General features: G+C 63.5%; 16 protein-coding genes and 1 pseudogene. 7 read left to right on the top strand and 10 right to left on the bottom strand.

From position 1 onward, the window contains the following. The first annotated feature begins 60 nt into the window (after positions 1-60). Complete coding sequence (groL, locus tag EJ070_RS14820) at positions 61-1683, top strand: chaperonin GroEL (RefSeq protein ID WP_126092031.1); 1623 nt, start codon at positions 61-63, stop codon at positions 1681-1683. Positions 1684-1784: 101 nt separating this feature from the next. On the opposite strand, the gene EJ070_RS14815 is transcribed toward groL, so the two are convergent. The 5 genes from EJ070_RS14815 to EJ070_RS37055 all read right to left on the bottom strand — a co-directional run bounded on the left by EJ070_RS14815 (position 1785) and on the right by EJ070_RS37055 (position 5667). After that, on the bottom strand, positions 1785-2018 hold the full coding sequence (locus EJ070_RS14815) for a hypothetical protein (protein ID WP_189350537.1): 234 nt from the start codon (positions 2016-2018) through the stop codon (positions 1785-1787). Between the two features lie 241 nt (positions 2019-2259). Continuing rightward, positions 2260-2685 (bottom strand): DUF3775 domain-containing protein, encoded by a 426-nt coding sequence (locus EJ070_RS14810; protein WP_126092030.1) that lies wholly within the window; start codon positions 2683-2685, stop codon positions 2260-2262. Positions 2686-2748: 63 nt separating this feature from the next. Next, positions 2749-3075, bottom strand: a complete 327-nt coding sequence (locus EJ070_RS14805) for a cytochrome c (protein ID WP_126095759.1) — start codon at positions 3073-3075, stop codon at positions 2749-2751. 62 nt (positions 3076-3137) lie between these two features. Then, complete coding sequence (locus tag EJ070_RS14800; protein WP_245464884.1) at positions 3138-4904, bottom strand: alpha/beta fold hydrolase; 1767 nt, start codon at positions 4902-4904, stop codon at positions 3138-3140. A gap of 112 nt (positions 4905-5016) precedes the next feature. After that, entirely contained in the window at positions 5017-5667 is a 651-nt protein-coding gene (locus EJ070_RS37055; RefSeq protein WP_245464883.1) for a hypothetical protein, read from the bottom strand. Between the two features lie 146 nt (positions 5668-5813). Between EJ070_RS37055 and EJ070_RS14790 the strand changes: the two genes are divergently transcribed. Next, complete coding sequence (locus EJ070_RS14790) at positions 5814-6347, top strand: flavin reductase family protein (RefSeq protein WP_126092028.1); 534 nt, start codon at positions 5814-5816, stop codon at positions 6345-6347. A gap of 94 nt (positions 6348-6441) precedes the next feature. Continuing rightward, on the top strand, positions 6442-7266 hold the full coding sequence (locus EJ070_RS14785) for a universal stress protein (protein ID WP_126092027.1): 825 nt from the start codon (positions 6442-6444) through the stop codon (positions 7264-7266). A gap of 527 nt (positions 7267-7793) precedes the next feature. On the opposite strand, the gene EJ070_RS14780 is transcribed toward EJ070_RS14785, so the two are convergent. Next, entirely contained in the window at positions 7794-8198 is a 405-nt protein-coding gene (locus EJ070_RS14780; RefSeq protein ID WP_126092026.1) for a host attachment protein, read from the bottom strand. A gap of 158 nt (positions 8199-8356) precedes the next feature. Next, entirely contained in the window at positions 8357-8653 is a 297-nt protein-coding gene (locus EJ070_RS14775) for a metalloregulator ArsR/SmtB family transcription factor (protein ID WP_126092025.1), read from the bottom strand. Positions 8654-8817: 164 nt separating this feature from the next. On the opposite strand from EJ070_RS14775, the gene EJ070_RS14770 reads away from it, so the two are divergent. The 4 genes from EJ070_RS14770 (at position 8818) to EJ070_RS14755 (ending at position 14630) form a co-directional block, all read left to right on the top strand. Continuing rightward, entirely contained in the window at positions 8818-10110 is a 1293-nt protein-coding gene (locus EJ070_RS14770; protein ID WP_126092024.1) for an FAD/NAD(P)-binding oxidoreductase, read from the top strand. A gap of 27 nt (positions 10111-10137) precedes the next feature. Further along, positions 10138-10341 (top strand): DUF2892 domain-containing protein, encoded by a 204-nt coding sequence (locus EJ070_RS14765; RefSeq protein WP_126092023.1) that lies wholly within the window; start codon positions 10138-10140, stop codon positions 10339-10341. 96 nt (positions 10342-10437) lie between these two features. Beyond that, positions 10438-11439, top strand: coding sequence for an efflux RND transporter periplasmic adaptor subunit (locus tag EJ070_RS14760; RefSeq protein ID WP_126095757.1), 1002 nt, complete (start codon positions 10438-10440; stop codon positions 11437-11439). Continuing rightward, entirely contained in the window at positions 11436-14630 is a 3195-nt protein-coding gene (locus EJ070_RS14755; protein WP_126092022.1) for an efflux RND transporter permease subunit, read from the top strand. Before EJ070_RS14760 ends, EJ070_RS14755 begins: the two co-directional genes overlap by 4 nt. A 152-nt stretch (positions 14631-14782) precedes the next feature. On the opposite strand, the gene dhaL is transcribed toward EJ070_RS14755, so the two are convergent. From dhaL to EJ070_RS37050, 3 genes and pseudogenes are all read right to left on the bottom strand, one after another. Then, on the bottom strand, positions 14783-15391 hold the full coding sequence (dhaL, locus tag EJ070_RS14750; protein WP_126092021.1) for a dihydroxyacetone kinase subunit DhaL: 609 nt from the start codon (positions 15389-15391) through the stop codon (positions 14783-14785). Between the two features lie 5 nt (positions 15392-15396). After that, the gene (locus EJ070_RS14745; RefSeq protein WP_126095756.1) at positions 15397-16398 is read right to left on the bottom strand and encodes a dihydroxyacetone kinase subunit DhaK; all 1002 of its coding nucleotides are present in this window, start codon (positions 16396-16398) and stop codon (positions 15397-15399) included. Positions 16399-16552: 154 nt separating this feature from the next. Beyond that, positions 16553-16696, bottom strand: a pseudogene (locus EJ070_RS37050) (four-carbon acid sugar kinase family protein); the annotation flags it as partial. Between the last annotated feature and the right edge of the window lie 3 nt (positions 16697-16699).

The following is a 16699-nucleotide window of genomic DNA, read 5'->3' as shown; positions in this document are numbered from 1 at the left end:
CAAGGCCGATCAAAGGGATGACTGTTAGCTGGAACGAGCCGGCAGACTTGGGAGATGGTCATGGCTCACAAACAGGTATTGTTCCGCTCGGCGGCGCGCGAAAAGATCCTCCGCGGCGCCACCCAGCTTGCCGACGCCGTGCGTGTGACGCTCGGTCCACGCTCGAAGTCGGTTCTGATCGAGAAGAAATGGGGCGCGCCTATCGTCTGCAACGACGGGGTCACGATCGCCAAGGAATTCGACCTGAAGGACCCGGAAGAAAATCTCGGCGCGCGGATGCTGAGACAGGCGGCCGAAAAGACGGGCGACATGGTGGGTGACGGAACGAGCACCGCGACCATCCTTGCCCATGCCATGTTCGCCGACGGCGTGCGCAATGTCGTCGCGGGCGCGAGCGCTATCGACATCAAGCGCGGTCTCGATCGTGCGACGAAGCGCGTCATCGAAACGCTCAAACAGATATCGCGGCCGGTCTCGACCCGGCGCGAGAAGGAACAGGTGGCGACGATCTCCGCCCACAACGATCCGCTGATCGGCGAACTGGTCGGCGAGGCCATGGAGAAGGTCGGTGGCGAAGGCGTCATCACGGTCGAGGAATCGAAGACCACCGAAACGGTCCTCGATGTGGTCGAAGGCATGCAGTTCGACCGCGGCTTCCTGTCCCCCTACTTCGTGACCGACACCGAAAAGATGGAGGCGGTGCTGGAAGACGCGCTCGTGCTCATCGTCGAAAAGAAGATCTCTTCGCTCAACGACCTGATCAAGCTGCTCGAGGCCGTGGCGAAATCAGGATCGCCACTGCTTGTGATCGCGGAGGATGTCGAGGGTGAGGCGCTGGCCACGCTGATCGTCAATCAGATCCGCGGCACGTTCAAGAACTGCGCCGTGAAGGCGCCGGGCTTCGGCGACCGTCGCAAGGCCATGCTGCAGGACATCGCCATCCTGACGGGCGGGCAGGTCATTTCAGAGGATATCGGCCTCAAGCTCGAAAACGTGACCATGGCGCAATTGGGACGCGCGAAGCGCGTGGTCGTCGACAAGGACAACACCACCATCATCGGCGGTGGCGGTGAGCAGAAGACCATCAAGGGCCGCGTCGAGCAAATACGGCGAGAGATCAGCGATACGACCAGCGACTACGACCGGGAGAAGCTTCAGGAGCGGCTGGCCAAGCTCGCCGGCGGCGTGGCCGTCATCAAGGTCGGCGCGCCGACCGAGGCCGAGATGAAATCCAAGAAGGAGGCGCTCGACGACGCCATCAGCGCCACCAAGGCCGCTGTCGCGGAGGGCATAGTGCCTGGCGGCGGACTGGCCCTGTTGCGCTGCATCGGTACGGTCACGGAGGAGGAAGCGCGTTGCGAAGGCGACGAACGCACCGGCGTCCAGATCCTCAAGCGCGCTCTCGAAGTGCCTGTGCGCCAGATCGCCGAGAATTCGGCTGTCGACGGCGGCGTGGTCGTCGCCAGGATGATCGAGGGCAAGGGTAATTTCGGCTTCGACGCCGGCCGCAAGGAATATGTCGACCTCGTCGAAGCTGGCATCATCGATCCTACCAAGGTGGTGCGGATCGCGCTCGAGAACGCCGCCTCCGTCGCCAGCGTCCTGCTCCTGACGGAAGCGACCATGACCGAGATTCCGGAGCCGGCAAAGGAGCGCCCGCTTGAACCGGAAATGTCGATGTAGCGACAAACCGGGAAGGTCCCGATATCGTTGCGGCAGTCGATATCGCGACACCGTGGCTTGGAATGTCTTACAGAATATAGCTGAAAGCCAAGGCGGTCAGCTCACGCGCTCAGCAGTCCTCGCGAGCGATATTTGAGAAATTCAAGCGAACAAACCAGACCAAGCCGGCCGCCAGCGCCAGACAAGGCATTCGGAACGTCCGGGATGTCGACGTTGATGACCGCGGCATCCAACGTGGCGCCGAGTTGCCTCGCCACCGCCACCGCGTTCGACGCAACCTTCGGCCCCTGCGGGTCCGGATAAGTCGGCAAGAACAGGGACGCCAACAACTGCATTTGCTTGTCTCCCTCAATGTTACGCCTACTGGCGACGCCGATATCGGTGCATCTCGCGACGCTTGGCTGTTGTCCTCGTTATCGCGTGCGGCGTCCAAGGCGCGCATCCGGTCAAGCCATCGCAGGCACTGCGCTCCGCTCACTGCATCCGCGTCCGAAAATCGATAGGCGCACCGGCTTCATGAGGTCCGTAAATCAGCACGATCGAGAGTTTCGTGCCTTGATGCGCGTCAAGATCGGTTCACTCGGGGCAAGACAGGCCGAGAGCATCAAGGCCCGCTTCGAGGTGATCGCCGAGAAGCGGGTTGCCGCAGAGATAGCCGGCCGTGTGTTTGTTGTGGGCGTAGGCGGCCTGCTGGCGGACCTCTTCCCAATCGGCCGCCTCACCGTCATCCCTGCCGAGCCACATCAACGCCACGAGGTCGATCTGCTCATCGATGGAGAGCTCCGAGATCAGCGAACCAAGCTCCTCACGCACAGGATCGTCATCATGATCCTGAAGCACTGCAATCTCATTGTCGTCCGTGGGATTGGACCCCGCGTCAGGCTCGGTAACGGCAACCTTGACGTCGAATTCATGTGCCTTGGCGACTATGAAGCAGACTTTCCGGACGGCAATTGCCAGTTCAGGCGTCTCGGCGTCCTCACTTCCGATTCCGCGTTTCATCCGACATCTCCTCTTCGTCCTCAGCGCTTCCCTCTCATGAAATGCAGGTCTGGATGGCCTTCATCATCGATCGAGGCTCCCGATGTAGGCGATGATGGCCTCGATCTGGTCGGGAGTTGCCACGAACTCGGGCATGTCCGGGTGGCCGGTGGAGATTCCCTCGGCCAGGGCTTCCTGCAAGTCTTCGATCGGGTAGCGGCGATGCAATGAACGAAACGGCGGTGCATCAGGGTGGGTGCTTGCGCCAGCCGCACCGACCGCGTGACAACGCGCGCAGTTTGCTTCGACCAGCCTCTTGCCATAGGCGATCTGCGAACTGTCGCCCGCCCAGGCAGGCAATGCGAAGGCGACTGCGAACGACAAGATCTGGAGCGCTATTCGACGTTTCATATGCGCAGAATACGCCGCGAACGGACGCTGAACCTTGACCTGGCTCAAACTGCCGAAACGCACTATCGTTCAAGGACATACGCACCGGGCGCCGCGCAAATCGCCTTCAAGTCGCCTGCGGCGCCGGACCGGTCGGCTGCAACCTCACGACCGGAGTGCCACGCCAGCCATTCCACCCAGGCCGGCCACCAGGAGCCATATGTCACGGTCGCGTTATTCGCCCATTCATCCGCGTCCGGACGGATATCCGCGTGGCGGCAACTGAGCCGCCGGTAGGAACGGCCCGGGTGGCCGAGCTCGGAAACGATGCCCGCATTGTGTCCACCGCTTGTCAGAACGAAGTCGATGTCGGTGTCGAGCAGGTAAGTCAGTTTGAATACCGAACGCCACGGCGCAACGTGATCCGTCTCGGTGCCGACCGCGAACACCGGCGATCGAATGTCTTCCAGATGGATGGGTCTGCCCCCGACACGAAAATGCCCCTCGACAAGATCGTTGTCCAGATAAAGCTGCCGCAAATATTCCGACTGCATACGGAACGGCATCCGGGTTGAATCGGCGTTCCAGGCCATGAGGTCGGTCATCGGAGCGCGTTGGCCGAGCAGGTATTCGCGCACGATGCGTGACCAGATCAGGTCCTGCGAGCGAAGCATTTGGAAAGCTCCAGCCATGCGGCGCTGATCGAGGGTGCCCTCGACCCACATCATGTCCTCGAGCAGGGTAATCTGGCTCTCGTCCATGAAAAGGCCGAGTTCGCCTGGTTCTTCGAAATCAACCTGCGCCGCGAAAAGCGACAGGCTGGCAAATCGGTGATCGCCGTCGCGCGCCATTGCCGACGCGGCAATCGACAGCAGCGTCCCGCCAAGGCAGTAGCCCACCCCGTGGATCCGGCTGCTCCCAGTCGCTTTTCCGACCTCATCCAAGGCCGCCATCACGCCGAGGCGGCGGTAGTCGTCCAGGGAGAGTCCACTCTGATCGCTGCTCGGATTACGCCAGGAGATGCAGAAAACGGTATAGCCGCTCTGCACAAGGTAGCGGACCAGCGAGTTCTGCGGCGAAAGATCGAGAATGTAGTATTTCATGATCCAGGCGGGGGTTATGAGGATCGGCTCCTCCTTCACCGTGCCCGTCATTGGGGCATAGCGGATCAACTCGATCAGCTCGTTTTTGAAGATCACCTCGCCTGGCGTGATGGCGACTTCGATGCCTGGCCGAAACCGTTCCGCGCCAGCCGGCGGTCTACCGTCGATCAGACGAAGCAGGTCGTCGGCGAGGTTGTTGGCGCCGCTTACGAAATTGGCGCCATTTTCCCTAAAGGTCTTGTCGATGACTTCCGGGTTGAGCGCAGGGAAATTCGAGGGCGAGACGGTGTCCAGGATTTGCCTGCTGTAGAACTCGACGAGGCGCTCATGCCTCCTCGTGACTCCTGGAAATCCTGTCGTCGCATTGTGCCACCATTGCTGGGACAGCAGGAAAGCTTGCTGCATGGCGTTGAAGGGGAACGCCTGCCACGCCTGGTGCTGGAACCTTCTGTCTTGCGGCAAGGGCACGATCGTCGGCGCCGCGGATCCCATTCCGAGCCCGCAGCGAAAAACAAAATCACTCAGCCTCGCAACCTTTTCGGCCGCTTTTACGAAGACCTCCCCCTGCTTGCCCGGTGATGAGGACAAGTGCAGCAGCCAGTCCTGCCAGGCTTGCAAGAGGCTGATCGGCGAAATGCCTGCAGTGAAGGCCGCCAGCAAGGCATGCGAGAGCCGATCGACATCGCGATAGATGCCCCCGGCTTCATCATCCGGCAGCGGCAGCGCCGAGGCGCCGGTCGCGGTCACCGCGCCATGCCCCGACTTTCGCCGCGCGCCCCGGTTCCCCGCCTCGTCGTAAACGCTCGGGACGGAGGACCGATCAGCAGGTTTCCGCCCCTTCTTCCTTGATCGCAACATTTCAGGTCGCGATGGTTGCTGCGGCCATGTCGTCGATCGTCGTTTCCGCCTCTTTGCGAACCCGCCCGGCTGTTTCCGAAGCAAGCTTGGCGCCGATGGAGGCGAATCTGCCGGCCTCGTTCGCATAGTCGGAGGTCGCGTTCTGGACGAAATTCACGTACACGTCGAAGGCATCGACGAATTCGTCACTGCCGGTCAATTTATCGAGGAGCTTGAGGTCATCCTCGAACCGCCGCTTGAGGAAGGACGCGCTTTCGATCTGGCAGCGCAGCCCTGCGCGGATCGCATGCGCCTGCAGGACCGCGGTGGCTCGCATGAACTTCTGTGCTGTCCGAACGAAGGGCAGCACGTCCGGCGCGCGAAACTCTTCTGCATTCCAGGTCATGATGATCTTTCCTTTCGCTCTTCGCTTCAATGTCTTGTCTTCGGCTGGCGGGACCGTGACCGGCGGCCGAAGGCCTAGCTTGCCGACGGGCGTTTGCTTCTGCTGAACGAAGCCAGTCCGGAATAGATCGCGGCTCCGGCGATAAAGGCCAAGCAGAGCACGGCGCCCCAGAGAAGGATGTCTTCGGCAGACATGGATGAGCCCTTGTTGGTTCAAAGGTCGCAGACTCCATTCAAGCCGGCATTGATCGTGATCAATCGGATTCACTTGCCATGCCGCTTCGAACCGCCCCCATCGCTGCGCCAAATCCCACGACCCCGGGTCTCAGCTTTGACCATGATCAAGGCGGAGGACGGCATTGGCGGCAACAGATTTACGCGAACAAGCCTGCGAATGCTTAGCGAGGGACGGAGATGAAGGAACTGCCGCTTGCCGACGTGTATCGATTGATCGAACCTGGTCCCGTCGTTCTGCTGTCGACCAGATCCGGCGGAGGCCGCGCCAACGTCATGACCATGTCATGGCACATGATGGTTGAGGTCGCGCCGCCGCGGATCGCCTGCATCGTGTCCAGCGGCGACCTGTCGTTCTTCACGTTGCGGAAAACAAAGGAATGCGTGATTGCGATCCCCGCCGTCGAGCTGGCGGAGAAGGTCGTCAAGGTCGGCAACTGCTCTGGTCGGGATACCGACAAGTTCGCGACCACCTGGCTGACGCCGCTGCGCGCCGAGCGGGTGTCGGCGCCCCTGATCGCCGAGTGCTTCGCCAACCTCGAATGCTGCGTCGTCGATACGAGACTGGTCAACAGATACAATCTGTTCGTCCTGGAAGTCCTCAAAGCCTGGATCGATCCGGCGCAGCCGAAGCCGAAGACAATCCATCACATCGGGAACGGCGGCTTCATCGTGGATGGGGAAGTGATCCATTTCGAGTCCCGCGTGCCCTGAAGGCCATACGGCATCACTTTGATCGGCATCAAGGCGAGTTCGTCTCGGCAAATTAGCTTCGGACATCGAACCACTCGAACCGAAAGCCATATCGATGAGCTACAAATCCATTCTCCTGAACCTGGGCATCGACGGTCCGATCGAACCGCTCGCTCTGGTCGGTATCGACCTTGCCAGGCGTTTTGACGCCCGCCTGATCGGATTCTGCGCCGCCGATGCTCCGTTGCCGGTGACGATGGCGCCGGAGGGAGCGGCAATTGCGGCCGAGCTCTGGGAGCAATCGCGGGATGAAATCCGGCAACGGCTGAAGGACCTGCGCGGCAAGTTCGAGAATCTCGTCGCCGGAGCAGTCGAGACGGACTGGCGCGGCACGGTCGAAAACCCGGATGCCGCCATGGCGAGGAGTTCTCGTCTCGCCGACCTCATCGTTACGGGTGCCGCCCAGGGCGCGTCCACGGGCGATTCCTACCGCGCGGCCGATCCGGGCAGTTTGGTGTTGCGCGCCGGCAGACCCGTGCTGGTCGCGGCAAACGGCTCGGCGAGTCTGCCGACAGGCAGGGTCGTGGTGGCTTGGAAGGACACGCGTGAAGCGAGGCGTGCCGTGGCGGACGCCGTGCCGCTGATGGCCATGGCCAGTGAAGTCACGATCGTCGCGGTCGATCGCAATCCGGATGATTGGATCAGGGACGGTGTCAAGGACGTCGCGCGTTTCCTCGACGGCCACGGCATCAAGGCGCGTACCGAAATCCTGAAGTCCGACGATGAAGGCAACCGCCTCGTCGATTTCCTCGCCTCGGTCCGTGCCGAACTGGTCGTCTCGGGCGCCTATGGACACAGCCGGTTGCGGGAATGGGTGTTCGGTGGGGTTACCCGCTCGCTGCTCGACGAGGTCTGGCTCAATCGGCTGATGTCGAGCTGATGCTGCGCCAGAAATCTCGCATAAGCAGTTCACCTGGTCGCTGGGCCGGTGCAGCGCCGCCAGGACGTTGAAAGGTGGGTGCTCGCCAAGAGGCGTGACCCGTCATACTGGCGCTTGGGCTTGATCGAATCGACGTTTTTTCTGGCGGGATTGACCGAGATCAAACCCGACCTGCCCAATCAGTCACTATGGTTTGCCATTTAGCATTCGGGTACCCCACTTAATGAGAAGCGCTGCTGCGAAGCTTGTCGATGTTTGCAATGCCCAAAGAAACAAGGGGGCGGACTTTCCAACGATCTGGAGGGACGTGCTGAAGACGCATCCGTGTGTGCGCGGACTGCCGATCCAAGACAGCCACGAAGACGGCCCGATCTTGAAGGTTCCCCTGATTACCGGCCAGTTTCTCGTGTTCCTCGATTCGCATTTTTCTCTTTTGTAGATTCTGCCCCATGCAGGCGGGTCCCATGTGGCCGCATTCGGTGCCCCGCTCCACAAGGCAAGGGGCACCGATCAAAGCAGTTCGTCGGTCAGACCATCAAAACGGCGTCCTTGATCGACTCGAGCGAATGTTTGACGAAGTCTTTGCCGATCTCGCCCGCGAGTTTCGCATTCAGTGAAGGCCGATAATGTTTTCGCATTTCGCCGAGCGTCCGGGGATCGGCGATCACCAGTATATGCTCGTACGATTCCTCGAGCGCCTGATGGTTGAGATAGTCTGCGACGGATCCGGCGAAATCATCTTCTCGTAGCCGTGACTCATCTGGATTGGCGGTGGAACTGCGATGCCTGCCGCCGGATCCGGTGTGAGCCACCTCGAGGACGGGATCCTCGATTTCGACCAAATCGAGATGAGGTTCGTGGCCTTTGGTGTGGAACAGCCGCAGCCTCTCGCCATCCGTGACCGCGACAAGGGTGGCATTGTTCAGGATCATTGTGTTTCTCCGCAAACGGATCAGCCGGGATTGGGCGCTGTCCGATGAATTCATTGCTGTCGCGAGCCAGAAGATTCCAGATCCGGTCGCCTCGCCTTGACTTTGATCAAAGGGACAAAGGCATGATCCGTTCACGACGCTGTCGGCAGCGAGCAGCGTTAACTCGGGCAGAAGGCGGAATGTAATGCCTCGATCACGGTGAGCACCTCCGGCCGCGTGATCCGATAGTAGACCGTCGTGCCCTCCCGGCGCGCCTCGACCAGCCCGTCCGCCCTCAACCGCATGAGCTGCTGCGACATCGGCACCTGATCGATGCCAAGCAGGTCGCGTAACTCCGCCACCGAGCGCTCCTCGTCTCCCAGGGCGCAAAGCACGAGCAGCCGCTGCGGATGGGACAGGCTCCTGAGCAGTTCAGCCGCCTCTCCCGAGGCCGGGATCATTTCTCTTACATTCATGTTCTTGAATTTATGATTTTTGAATGTTACATGCAACCCGTGGATCGAGCTCATTTCTGCCTGACCATACATTCGAGCCCGCCCATTGGGAATTGAGCCTGGTCCACTGTGTGGCTTGCTCACACAGTGGCGTGAGGATGAACTCCATGGGGAGGAAACCCATCATGTCTCACATCGTCGTTCTCGGAGCCGGCCTCGGCGGCACCATTATGGCCTATGAAATGCGCGACAAGCTACGCCGTGAGGACAGTTTGACCGTCGTCAACCTCGGCACGTCCTATTCCTTTGTGCCTTCCAACCCTTGGGTGGCCGTCGGCTGGCGGGAGCGCGATGACGTCACCGTCGACTTGGCGGATACCTTCAAACGGCGTGGCATGGCGCTGCGTCCCGAAGGCGCGGAGAAAGTGCATCCGAAGGAGAACCGCGTCGAGCTCAATGACGGTTCCTTCCTCGATTACGACTATCTCATCATCGCCACCGGCCCGGACCTCGCCTTCGACGAAGTGCCCGGTCTCGGGCCGTCCGGCCACACCCAGTCGATCTGCCACATCGACCACGCCGTAGCGACGAAGGACAAGTTCGACGAGTTGGTCCGCAAGCCGGGGCCTGTGATCATCGGCGCCGTCCAGGGTGCCTCCTGCTACGGGCCGGCCTACGAGTTCGCCTTCATCCTCGACACCGCGCTGCGCAAGGCCAGGGTACGCGACCAGGTGCCGATGACGTTCGTGACGCCCGAGCCCTATATCGGACATCTCGGCCTCGACGGCGTCGGCGACACCAAGGGGCTGCTCGAAAGCGCCATGCGCGAGCGCCACATCAAGTGGATCACCAACGCCAAGGTGGCCTCGGTCGAGGCCGGCACGATGCATGTCGAAGAGGTCAATGACGACGGCACGGTCAAGGCCAGGCACGACCTGCCTTTCGCCTTCTCGATGATGCTGCCGGCGTTCCGCGGGGTTTCCGCACTGACGGGGGTCGAAGGCCTGGTCAATCCGCGCGGCTTCGTCACCATCGACAGATATCAGCGCAACCAGGCGCACCCGAACGTCTTCGCGATCGGCGTCTGCGTCGCCATACCGCCGGTCGGCAAGACGCCGCTGCCGGTCGGCGTCCCCAAGACCGGCTTCATGATCGAATCCATGGTCACGGCCACCGCCGAGAACATCGGCGCGCTGCTGCGTGGCGAGCAGCCCAGGGCCGTCGCCACCTGGAACGCAGTCTGCCTCGCCGACTTCGGCGACGAAGGCATCGCCTTCGTGGCGCAGCCGCAGATCCCGCCGCGCAATGTCAACTGGTCCTCGCAGGGCAAATGGGTCCACGCTGCCAAGGTCGGCTTCGAGAAATATTTCCTGCACAAGGTCCGGCAGGGCAAGAGCGAGACCTTCTATGAAGGGCTGGCGCTCGACATGCTCGGCATCAAGAAGCTCAAGGCGATCCATACCGAGCCGGCCGAATAGGCAGGCTCACATCCAAGGAGACATGAAATGACCATCGACAAGGCCGTGCTGATGTTCGCCGGGTTCGTTGTGCTGATCTCGCTGGCGCTCGGCATCTACTATTCGCCGTACTGGTTCCTGCTGACCGCTTTCGCCGGACTGAACATGATCCAGGCCTCCGTGACCGGCTTCTGCCCGGCGGCGATCGTGTTCAAGAAGCTCGGCTGCAAGTCGGGCGTCGCGTTCAAGTAGCAGCCCGTCCTTTCAGGAACCGCCGCCACAAACCAGGGGGCGCATGATGCGCCTCCTGGACCATTTCAACCGACCGGAACAAGCGCAATGCGAAGCATGAGATCGGCTGTCGCCAACATTCTTCTGATCGGCACCGCGTGCCTTGCGGTATCGAATACGAAAGCCGCGGAATTCACCGTGAAGGCCACGACCGTCACCGAAATGAAGGCCGTCTACGGGCAGGTGGAAAGCCGCACCGTGGTGCCGGCGCGCGCGCGCATTTCCGGCACCATCAGCGAGGTCCGCGTCTCGGAAGGCCAGGAGGTGCGCCAGGGCGACCTGATCGCAATCGTGGTCGACGACAAGCTCGCGCTCCAGCTTCGCGCCGCCGACGCCAAGATCGCCGCGCTCAACTCGCAGCTCGACAATGCCCGCACCGACATGCAGCGCGCCCAGGACCTGCTGGCCAAGGGCGCGGCGGCGCAGAGCCGGGTCGACGCCGCGCGGCTGCAGCTCGACGTCACCACCAACCAGCTCGCGGCGGCCGTCGCGGACAAGGCGGTCATCGAACAGAGCTCCAGGGAGGGACAGACGCTCGCGCCCGCCAACGGACGGGTGCTCACCGTTCCGGTCACGGCCGGCTCGGTGGCCATGGCCGGCGAACCGATCGCCCGCATTGCGTCAGGCCGGTACTATCTGCGTCTGTCGCTGCCGGAGCGCCACGCCGCCGAGATCGCCGAAGGCGCCACGGTCGACATCGGCGAGCGCGGCACCGGATCGAACGCCGGCTTCGTCAAGGCCCGCGAGGGGCGCATCGCCAAAGTCTATCCCGAAATCGAAAGCGGGCGGGTGATCGCCGATGTCGAGGTGGCTGATATCGGCACCTATTTCGTCAACGAGCGCACGCTGGTGTCGATCCCGGTCGGCAGCCGCGCCATGCTCGGCGTTCCACCCCAGGCGGTGCGCACGATCCATGGCGTCGACTACGTCAGCGTCGAAACGGCGAACGGGCCGCTCGACGTGGCGGTGGTGCTCGGCGAGCGGTTCGAGGATGCCGGCGAGCAGCGCATCGAGGTGCTGACCGGCCTCGCCGAAGGCGACAAGGTCGTCATGCCATGAAGCTCGGTATTGCCGGCGGGCTCACCCGTTCCTTCATCGGCTCGCCGCTGACGCCGCTCTTCCTGCTGGCCGCGCTTGCCCTCGGCCTGGTGGCGCTGGTGACGCTGCCGCGCGAGGAGGAGCCGCAGATCTCCGTGCCGATGGTCGATATCCACGTCAGGGCTGACGGGCTCAGGGCCGAGGATGCGGTCAAGCTGGTCACCGAACCACTGGAGACGATCATCAAGAGCATCGATGGCGTCGAACACGTCTATTCGCAGACCGCGGATGACGGCGCGCTGGTCACGGCCCGCTTCAAGGTGGGCACCAGCTCGGACGCCGCCGTGCTGCGCGTGCACGACAAGGTGCGCGCCAACCTCGACCGGATTCCGGTCGGCATTCCCGAGCCGCTGATCGTCGGGCGCGGTATCGACGACGTCGCCATCGTGGTGGTGACGCTGACGCCGACGCCGGAGGCCGCCGGCCGCTATTCCTCGGCCGACCTGACGCGTCTGGCGCGCGAGCTTCAGGTCGAGGTCGCCAAGCTCCCCGACATCGGCCTGACCTACATCGTCGGCGAGCAGCCGGAGGAAATCCAGATCGAGCCCGATCCGGAGAAACTCTCGCTCTATGGGATCACGCTGCAGCAACTGACGGCCAAGATCGCAGGCGCCAACCGCTCCTTTCAGCTCGGCACGGTGCGCGAGCAGGGCGAGCAGCAGGTGCTGGTCGCCGGTCAGACACTGCAGGGGTTCTCCGACATAGGCAACCTGCTGCTCACCGCCCGCGATGGCCGGCCGGTCTATGTGCGCGACGTGGCCCGCATCGTGCTGACGACGGCGCCGGCGGAAAATCGTGTCATGAGCGTGACCAAGACCGCCGACGGGCTGCAGCGCGGTCCCGCCGTCTCGCTCGCCGTCGCCAAGCGGCCCGGCACCAACGCCGTCCTCATTGCCGATGCCATCGGCAAGCGGCTGGAGCAGACGCGCGGACAGATATTCCCCAAGGACGTCGGGATGACCGTCACCCGCGACTATGGCGAGACCGCCAACGAGAAGGCGAACGAGCTTCTCTTCCATCTCGGCCTGGCGACGATCTCGATCGTCGTGCTGGTCGCCGTCGCCATCGGCTGGCGCGAGGCGCTGGTGGTGGCGGTTGTCATCCCGACGACGATCCTGCTCACGCTCTTTGCCTCCCGCATCATGGGTTACACGCTGAACCGCGTCAGCCTGTTCGCGCTGATCTTCTCGATCGGCATCCTGGTCGACGACGCCATCGTCGTCATCGAGAACATTGCCCGCCACTGGGCCATGGATGACGGGCGTTCGCGGAGCGCCGCCGCCATCGACGCTGTCGCCGAGGTCGGCAACCCGACCATCGTCGCCACGCTGACCGTCGTCGCGGCGCTGCTCCCGATGCTTTTCGTGTCGGGCATGATGGGACCGTATATGAGCCCGATTCCGGCCAATGCCTCGGCCGCGATGCTGTTCTCCTTCTTCGTCGCCGTGATGCTGACACCCTGGCTGATGATGAAGCTTGGCCGCAGGCAAGACGCGGCGGATGGACGGACAGGCCATGGCGACGGACATATAGGAGCGCTCGGCCGCGCCTATGTCGCGGCCGCCCGGCCGATCCTGAAGTCGCGCCTGCGTGCCTGGATGTTCCTGCTCGTCGTCGGTGTCGCGACGCTGTCTTCCATGGCGCTGATCTACACCAGGCATGTGACGGTGAAGCTGCTTCCGTTCGACAACAAGACCGAGCTGCAGGTGGTCGCGGACCTGCCCAAGGGCTCGTCCGTCGAGGACACGAACCGGCTGCTGCAAGCAGCGGTCGACCGCCTGGCCGGCGTGCCGGAGGTCGTCTCCTTCCAGACTTATGCCGGCTCCGCCGCGCCCTTCAACTTCAACGGACTGGTGCGCCATTATTATCTGCGCTCCAGCCCCGAGCAGGGCGACGTGACTGTCAACCTAGTACCGAAGGGTGAGCGCGGCCGCGCCAGCCACGCCATCGCGCTCGACATACGCGAGCGCCTGAAAGGCATGGCCATGCCGGCGGGCACAGTCGTCAAGGTGGTCGAGCCGCCGCCCGGACCACCGGTGCTGGGCACGCTGCTGGCCGAAATCTACGGGCCGGACGCCGAGACCCGCCGCGCTGTCGCGGCCAAGGTGCGCGAGACCTTCTCGAGCGTCCCGTTCATCGTCGACGTCGACGACAGCTTCCACAAACAACCCGGACGGCAGCGGCTGGCGATCGACCAGGACAATCTCGAATATTACAAGGTCGAGCAGTCGGACGTTTACGACACGCTGAGCTATCTCTTCGGCGGCACCACTGTCGGCTATTCGCACCGCGGCGGCGGCCGTTATCCGATCCCGATCCGCATTGCCTTGTCAAAGGCCGGTGGCGTCGTCGACCAGCGCGCGCTGGCGACGCCGGTGCCGGCCAATGCCTTGCCGGGCGCTCGCGACGTGGTCGAGCTCGGCGACGTGGTGCGCCTTGCGGGCGAGCCCGCCTCGTACCCGATCTTCCGCCACAACGGCCGCCCCGCCGAAATGGTGATGGGCGAGTTGGCCGGCGCCTTCGAGGCGCCCGTCTACGGCATGCTCGCCGTCGACGACGCGATCGCCAAGGCGGACTGGAGGGCGCTGCCGAAGCCGGCGATCGCGCTGCATGGCCAGCCGGACGACGAATCGAAGCCGACGCTTCTGTGGGACGGCGAATGGGAGGTGACCTGGGTAACCTTCCGCGACATGGGCGCCGCCTTCATGGTGGCGATCCTCGGCATCTATATCCTGGTCGTCGCGCAGTTCGGCTCCTTCCGGCTGCCGCTGGTGATCCTCACCCCGATCCCGCTGACGCTGATCGGCATCATGCTCGGCCACTGGGCTTTCGCCGCGCCCTTCACGGCCACGTCGATGATCGGCTTCATCGCACTGGCCGGCATCATCGTGCGCAACTCGATCCTGCTGGTCGATTTCATCCGCCACTCCCGCGGCACCGACCGGCCATTGGTCGACATCCTGCTCAAGGCCGGCGCGATCCGCTTCAAGCCCATCCTGCTCACCGCGCTGGCCGCGATGATCGGCGCGGCGGTGATCCTGACGGACCCGATCTTCCAAGGTCTCGCCATCTCGCTGCTGTTCGGGCTTGCCTCTTCGACGCTGCTGACGGTGCTCGTCATTCCGGCGATCTATGTGGCGCTGCGGAGTTGATGGCTCCCGGGGCGGGATTGCCGGCTTGAGCCGTCTCGTCGGCGGACGGCTCAAAGCATGTCTCCCGAAAGTGGGACCCGGTTTCGGGAAAAAGACATGCGTAAAAACAAAAACCTAAAGCGCAGAAGCGATCTGAAAGATCGCGGCGCGCTTTAGGCGGTCTTCATCGCATTGCAGATTTCTTCGACCAGCAATGCGGCCGAAACCGAGCCGGGGTCCGGATGACCCAGCGAGCGCTCGCCGAGCCGCGCGGCGCGGCCGACGGTTGCGATCATATCGCGTGTCGCTTCCGCGCCCTGGCGGGCGGCGGCGGCTATGGCGTCGGCGCTCTGGCCATTGACGGCCGCATCCGCGGCTGGAGCCCAGGCATCGAGCATCGTCTTCTGCCCGGGTTCGGCCTTGCCGCGCTGGACGATGCCGTCGCGCATCGCCGCAATGACGGTCCGCAGTTCGCCGCTCGGCATCGACCCGCGCGGACCCGCGGCCTTGCCGGCGCGCAGAAGGGCGGTCGCGTAGAGAGGTCCGGAGGAGGCGCCGACAGCGTTGAGAAAGCCCTTGGCGGCGGCATTGAATACGTCCTGCAGCGTGCCCTCGGCAGCCTGGGCTGCATCGGCCGCGGCCTTCATGCCTTGTTCCATGGCGATGCCGTGATCGGCGTCCCCTATTACCCCGTCGAGCGCGCAGAGCCTGTCGCGCTCACTCGCCATCCGTGCGGAGAAGGCGCCGAAAAGGGCCTTCAAATCCCTGGTCGTAAACTCCATCTTGCTCAGCTCCGGAACATGGCGCAGTCGCAGGGATGGTCGATCATGCGCTGCAGTTCGTCATCGAGATGCATGATGGTGATCGAGGCGCCGGCCATGTCGAGCGACGTGCAGTAGGGGCCGACCAGCGTCTTGTGGACGACCAGCCCGGCAGCCTTCAGGCGTTCCGCGATCCGGGCGTTCAGGATGTAGAGTTCCATCAGCGGCGTCGCGCCGAGCGAATTGACCAGCACCGCGACACGATCGCCGGCCGGCGCTTTCATTTCCGCCAGGATCGCGTCCATGATTTCGTCGGCGACGTCGTTGGCCGGCCGCAATGGCCCGCGCCGCACGCCGGGCTCGCCATGGATGCCCATGCCGATCTCCATCTCGCCGGCGGGCAGATCGAAGCTCGGCCGCCGCGTCTGCGGCAGGGAACAGGACGAGAGCGCCACGCCCATGGTGAAGGTGCGGTCGTTGGCGTGCCGGGCGATCCGTTCCACCTCGTCCAGCGGCATCATCATGTCCGCGGCCGCGCCCGCGGCCTTGAAGATGAACACATTGCCGGCAACGCCGCGACGCTTTTGCCGCTGGTCGCGTGGCGCGGATGCGATGTCGTCGGTGGTCAGCACCGTGCGTGCCTCGATGCCTTCCATCTCCAGAAGCTCGGCGGCCATGTCGAAGTTCATCACGTCGCCGGCATAGTTGCCATACATGAACAGGACACCGGCATCGCCGCTCGCGGCCATCGCCGCGTCGACCGCCGGCTGCGGAGGGGGCGAAGCGAAGACGTTGCCGATCGCGGCGGCGTCCGCCAGCCCCTTGCCGACATAGCCCAGGAAGGTCGGCTCGTGGCCCGAGCCGCCGCCGATGATCAGCGCCACCTTGCCACTCCGCGGACCGTGTCTGGCGACGACCGCACGCGGCGCGTTGTCCGGGCGCCAAAGATGCTCGGGATGCGCGGCCATGATGCCTATCAGCATTTCGTCGACCGCCGCGTTGCCATCGTTGATCAGCTTCTGGCTCATGCTCATGCGTTTCTCCCCTGCACTATCGTCGGCGGCGAGACTAAAGCGTTTCCCGACCGCTTGGAACGTTCTGTTTTTCTTGGCGAGAAATGCAGCCGGAAGGTCGCGAGGCGCGGCACGGTGCATCGCGGAACCTCGGAACGGCACGGCGCTGTCAACCGCCGAGGCCGTCGCGGATGGCCGAGAAATAGCGGTCGGTCCCGACCTGCCCGCCCTTCAGCGCGACTTCCAGCCCGTCGACCGCCGCGATGCTGGAATGGGCGACGCACAGCGGCGAGCCGGGCGATGCCGGCAGCGGCCT

Origin of the sequence: Mesorhizobium sp. M1E.F.Ca.ET.045.02.1.1 (genome assembly GCF_003952485.1) — a bacterium.
GTDB lineage: Bacteria > Pseudomonadota > Alphaproteobacteria > Rhizobiales > Rhizobiaceae > Mesorhizobium.
This window is presented reverse-complemented; position numbering and strand designations above follow the sequence as displayed.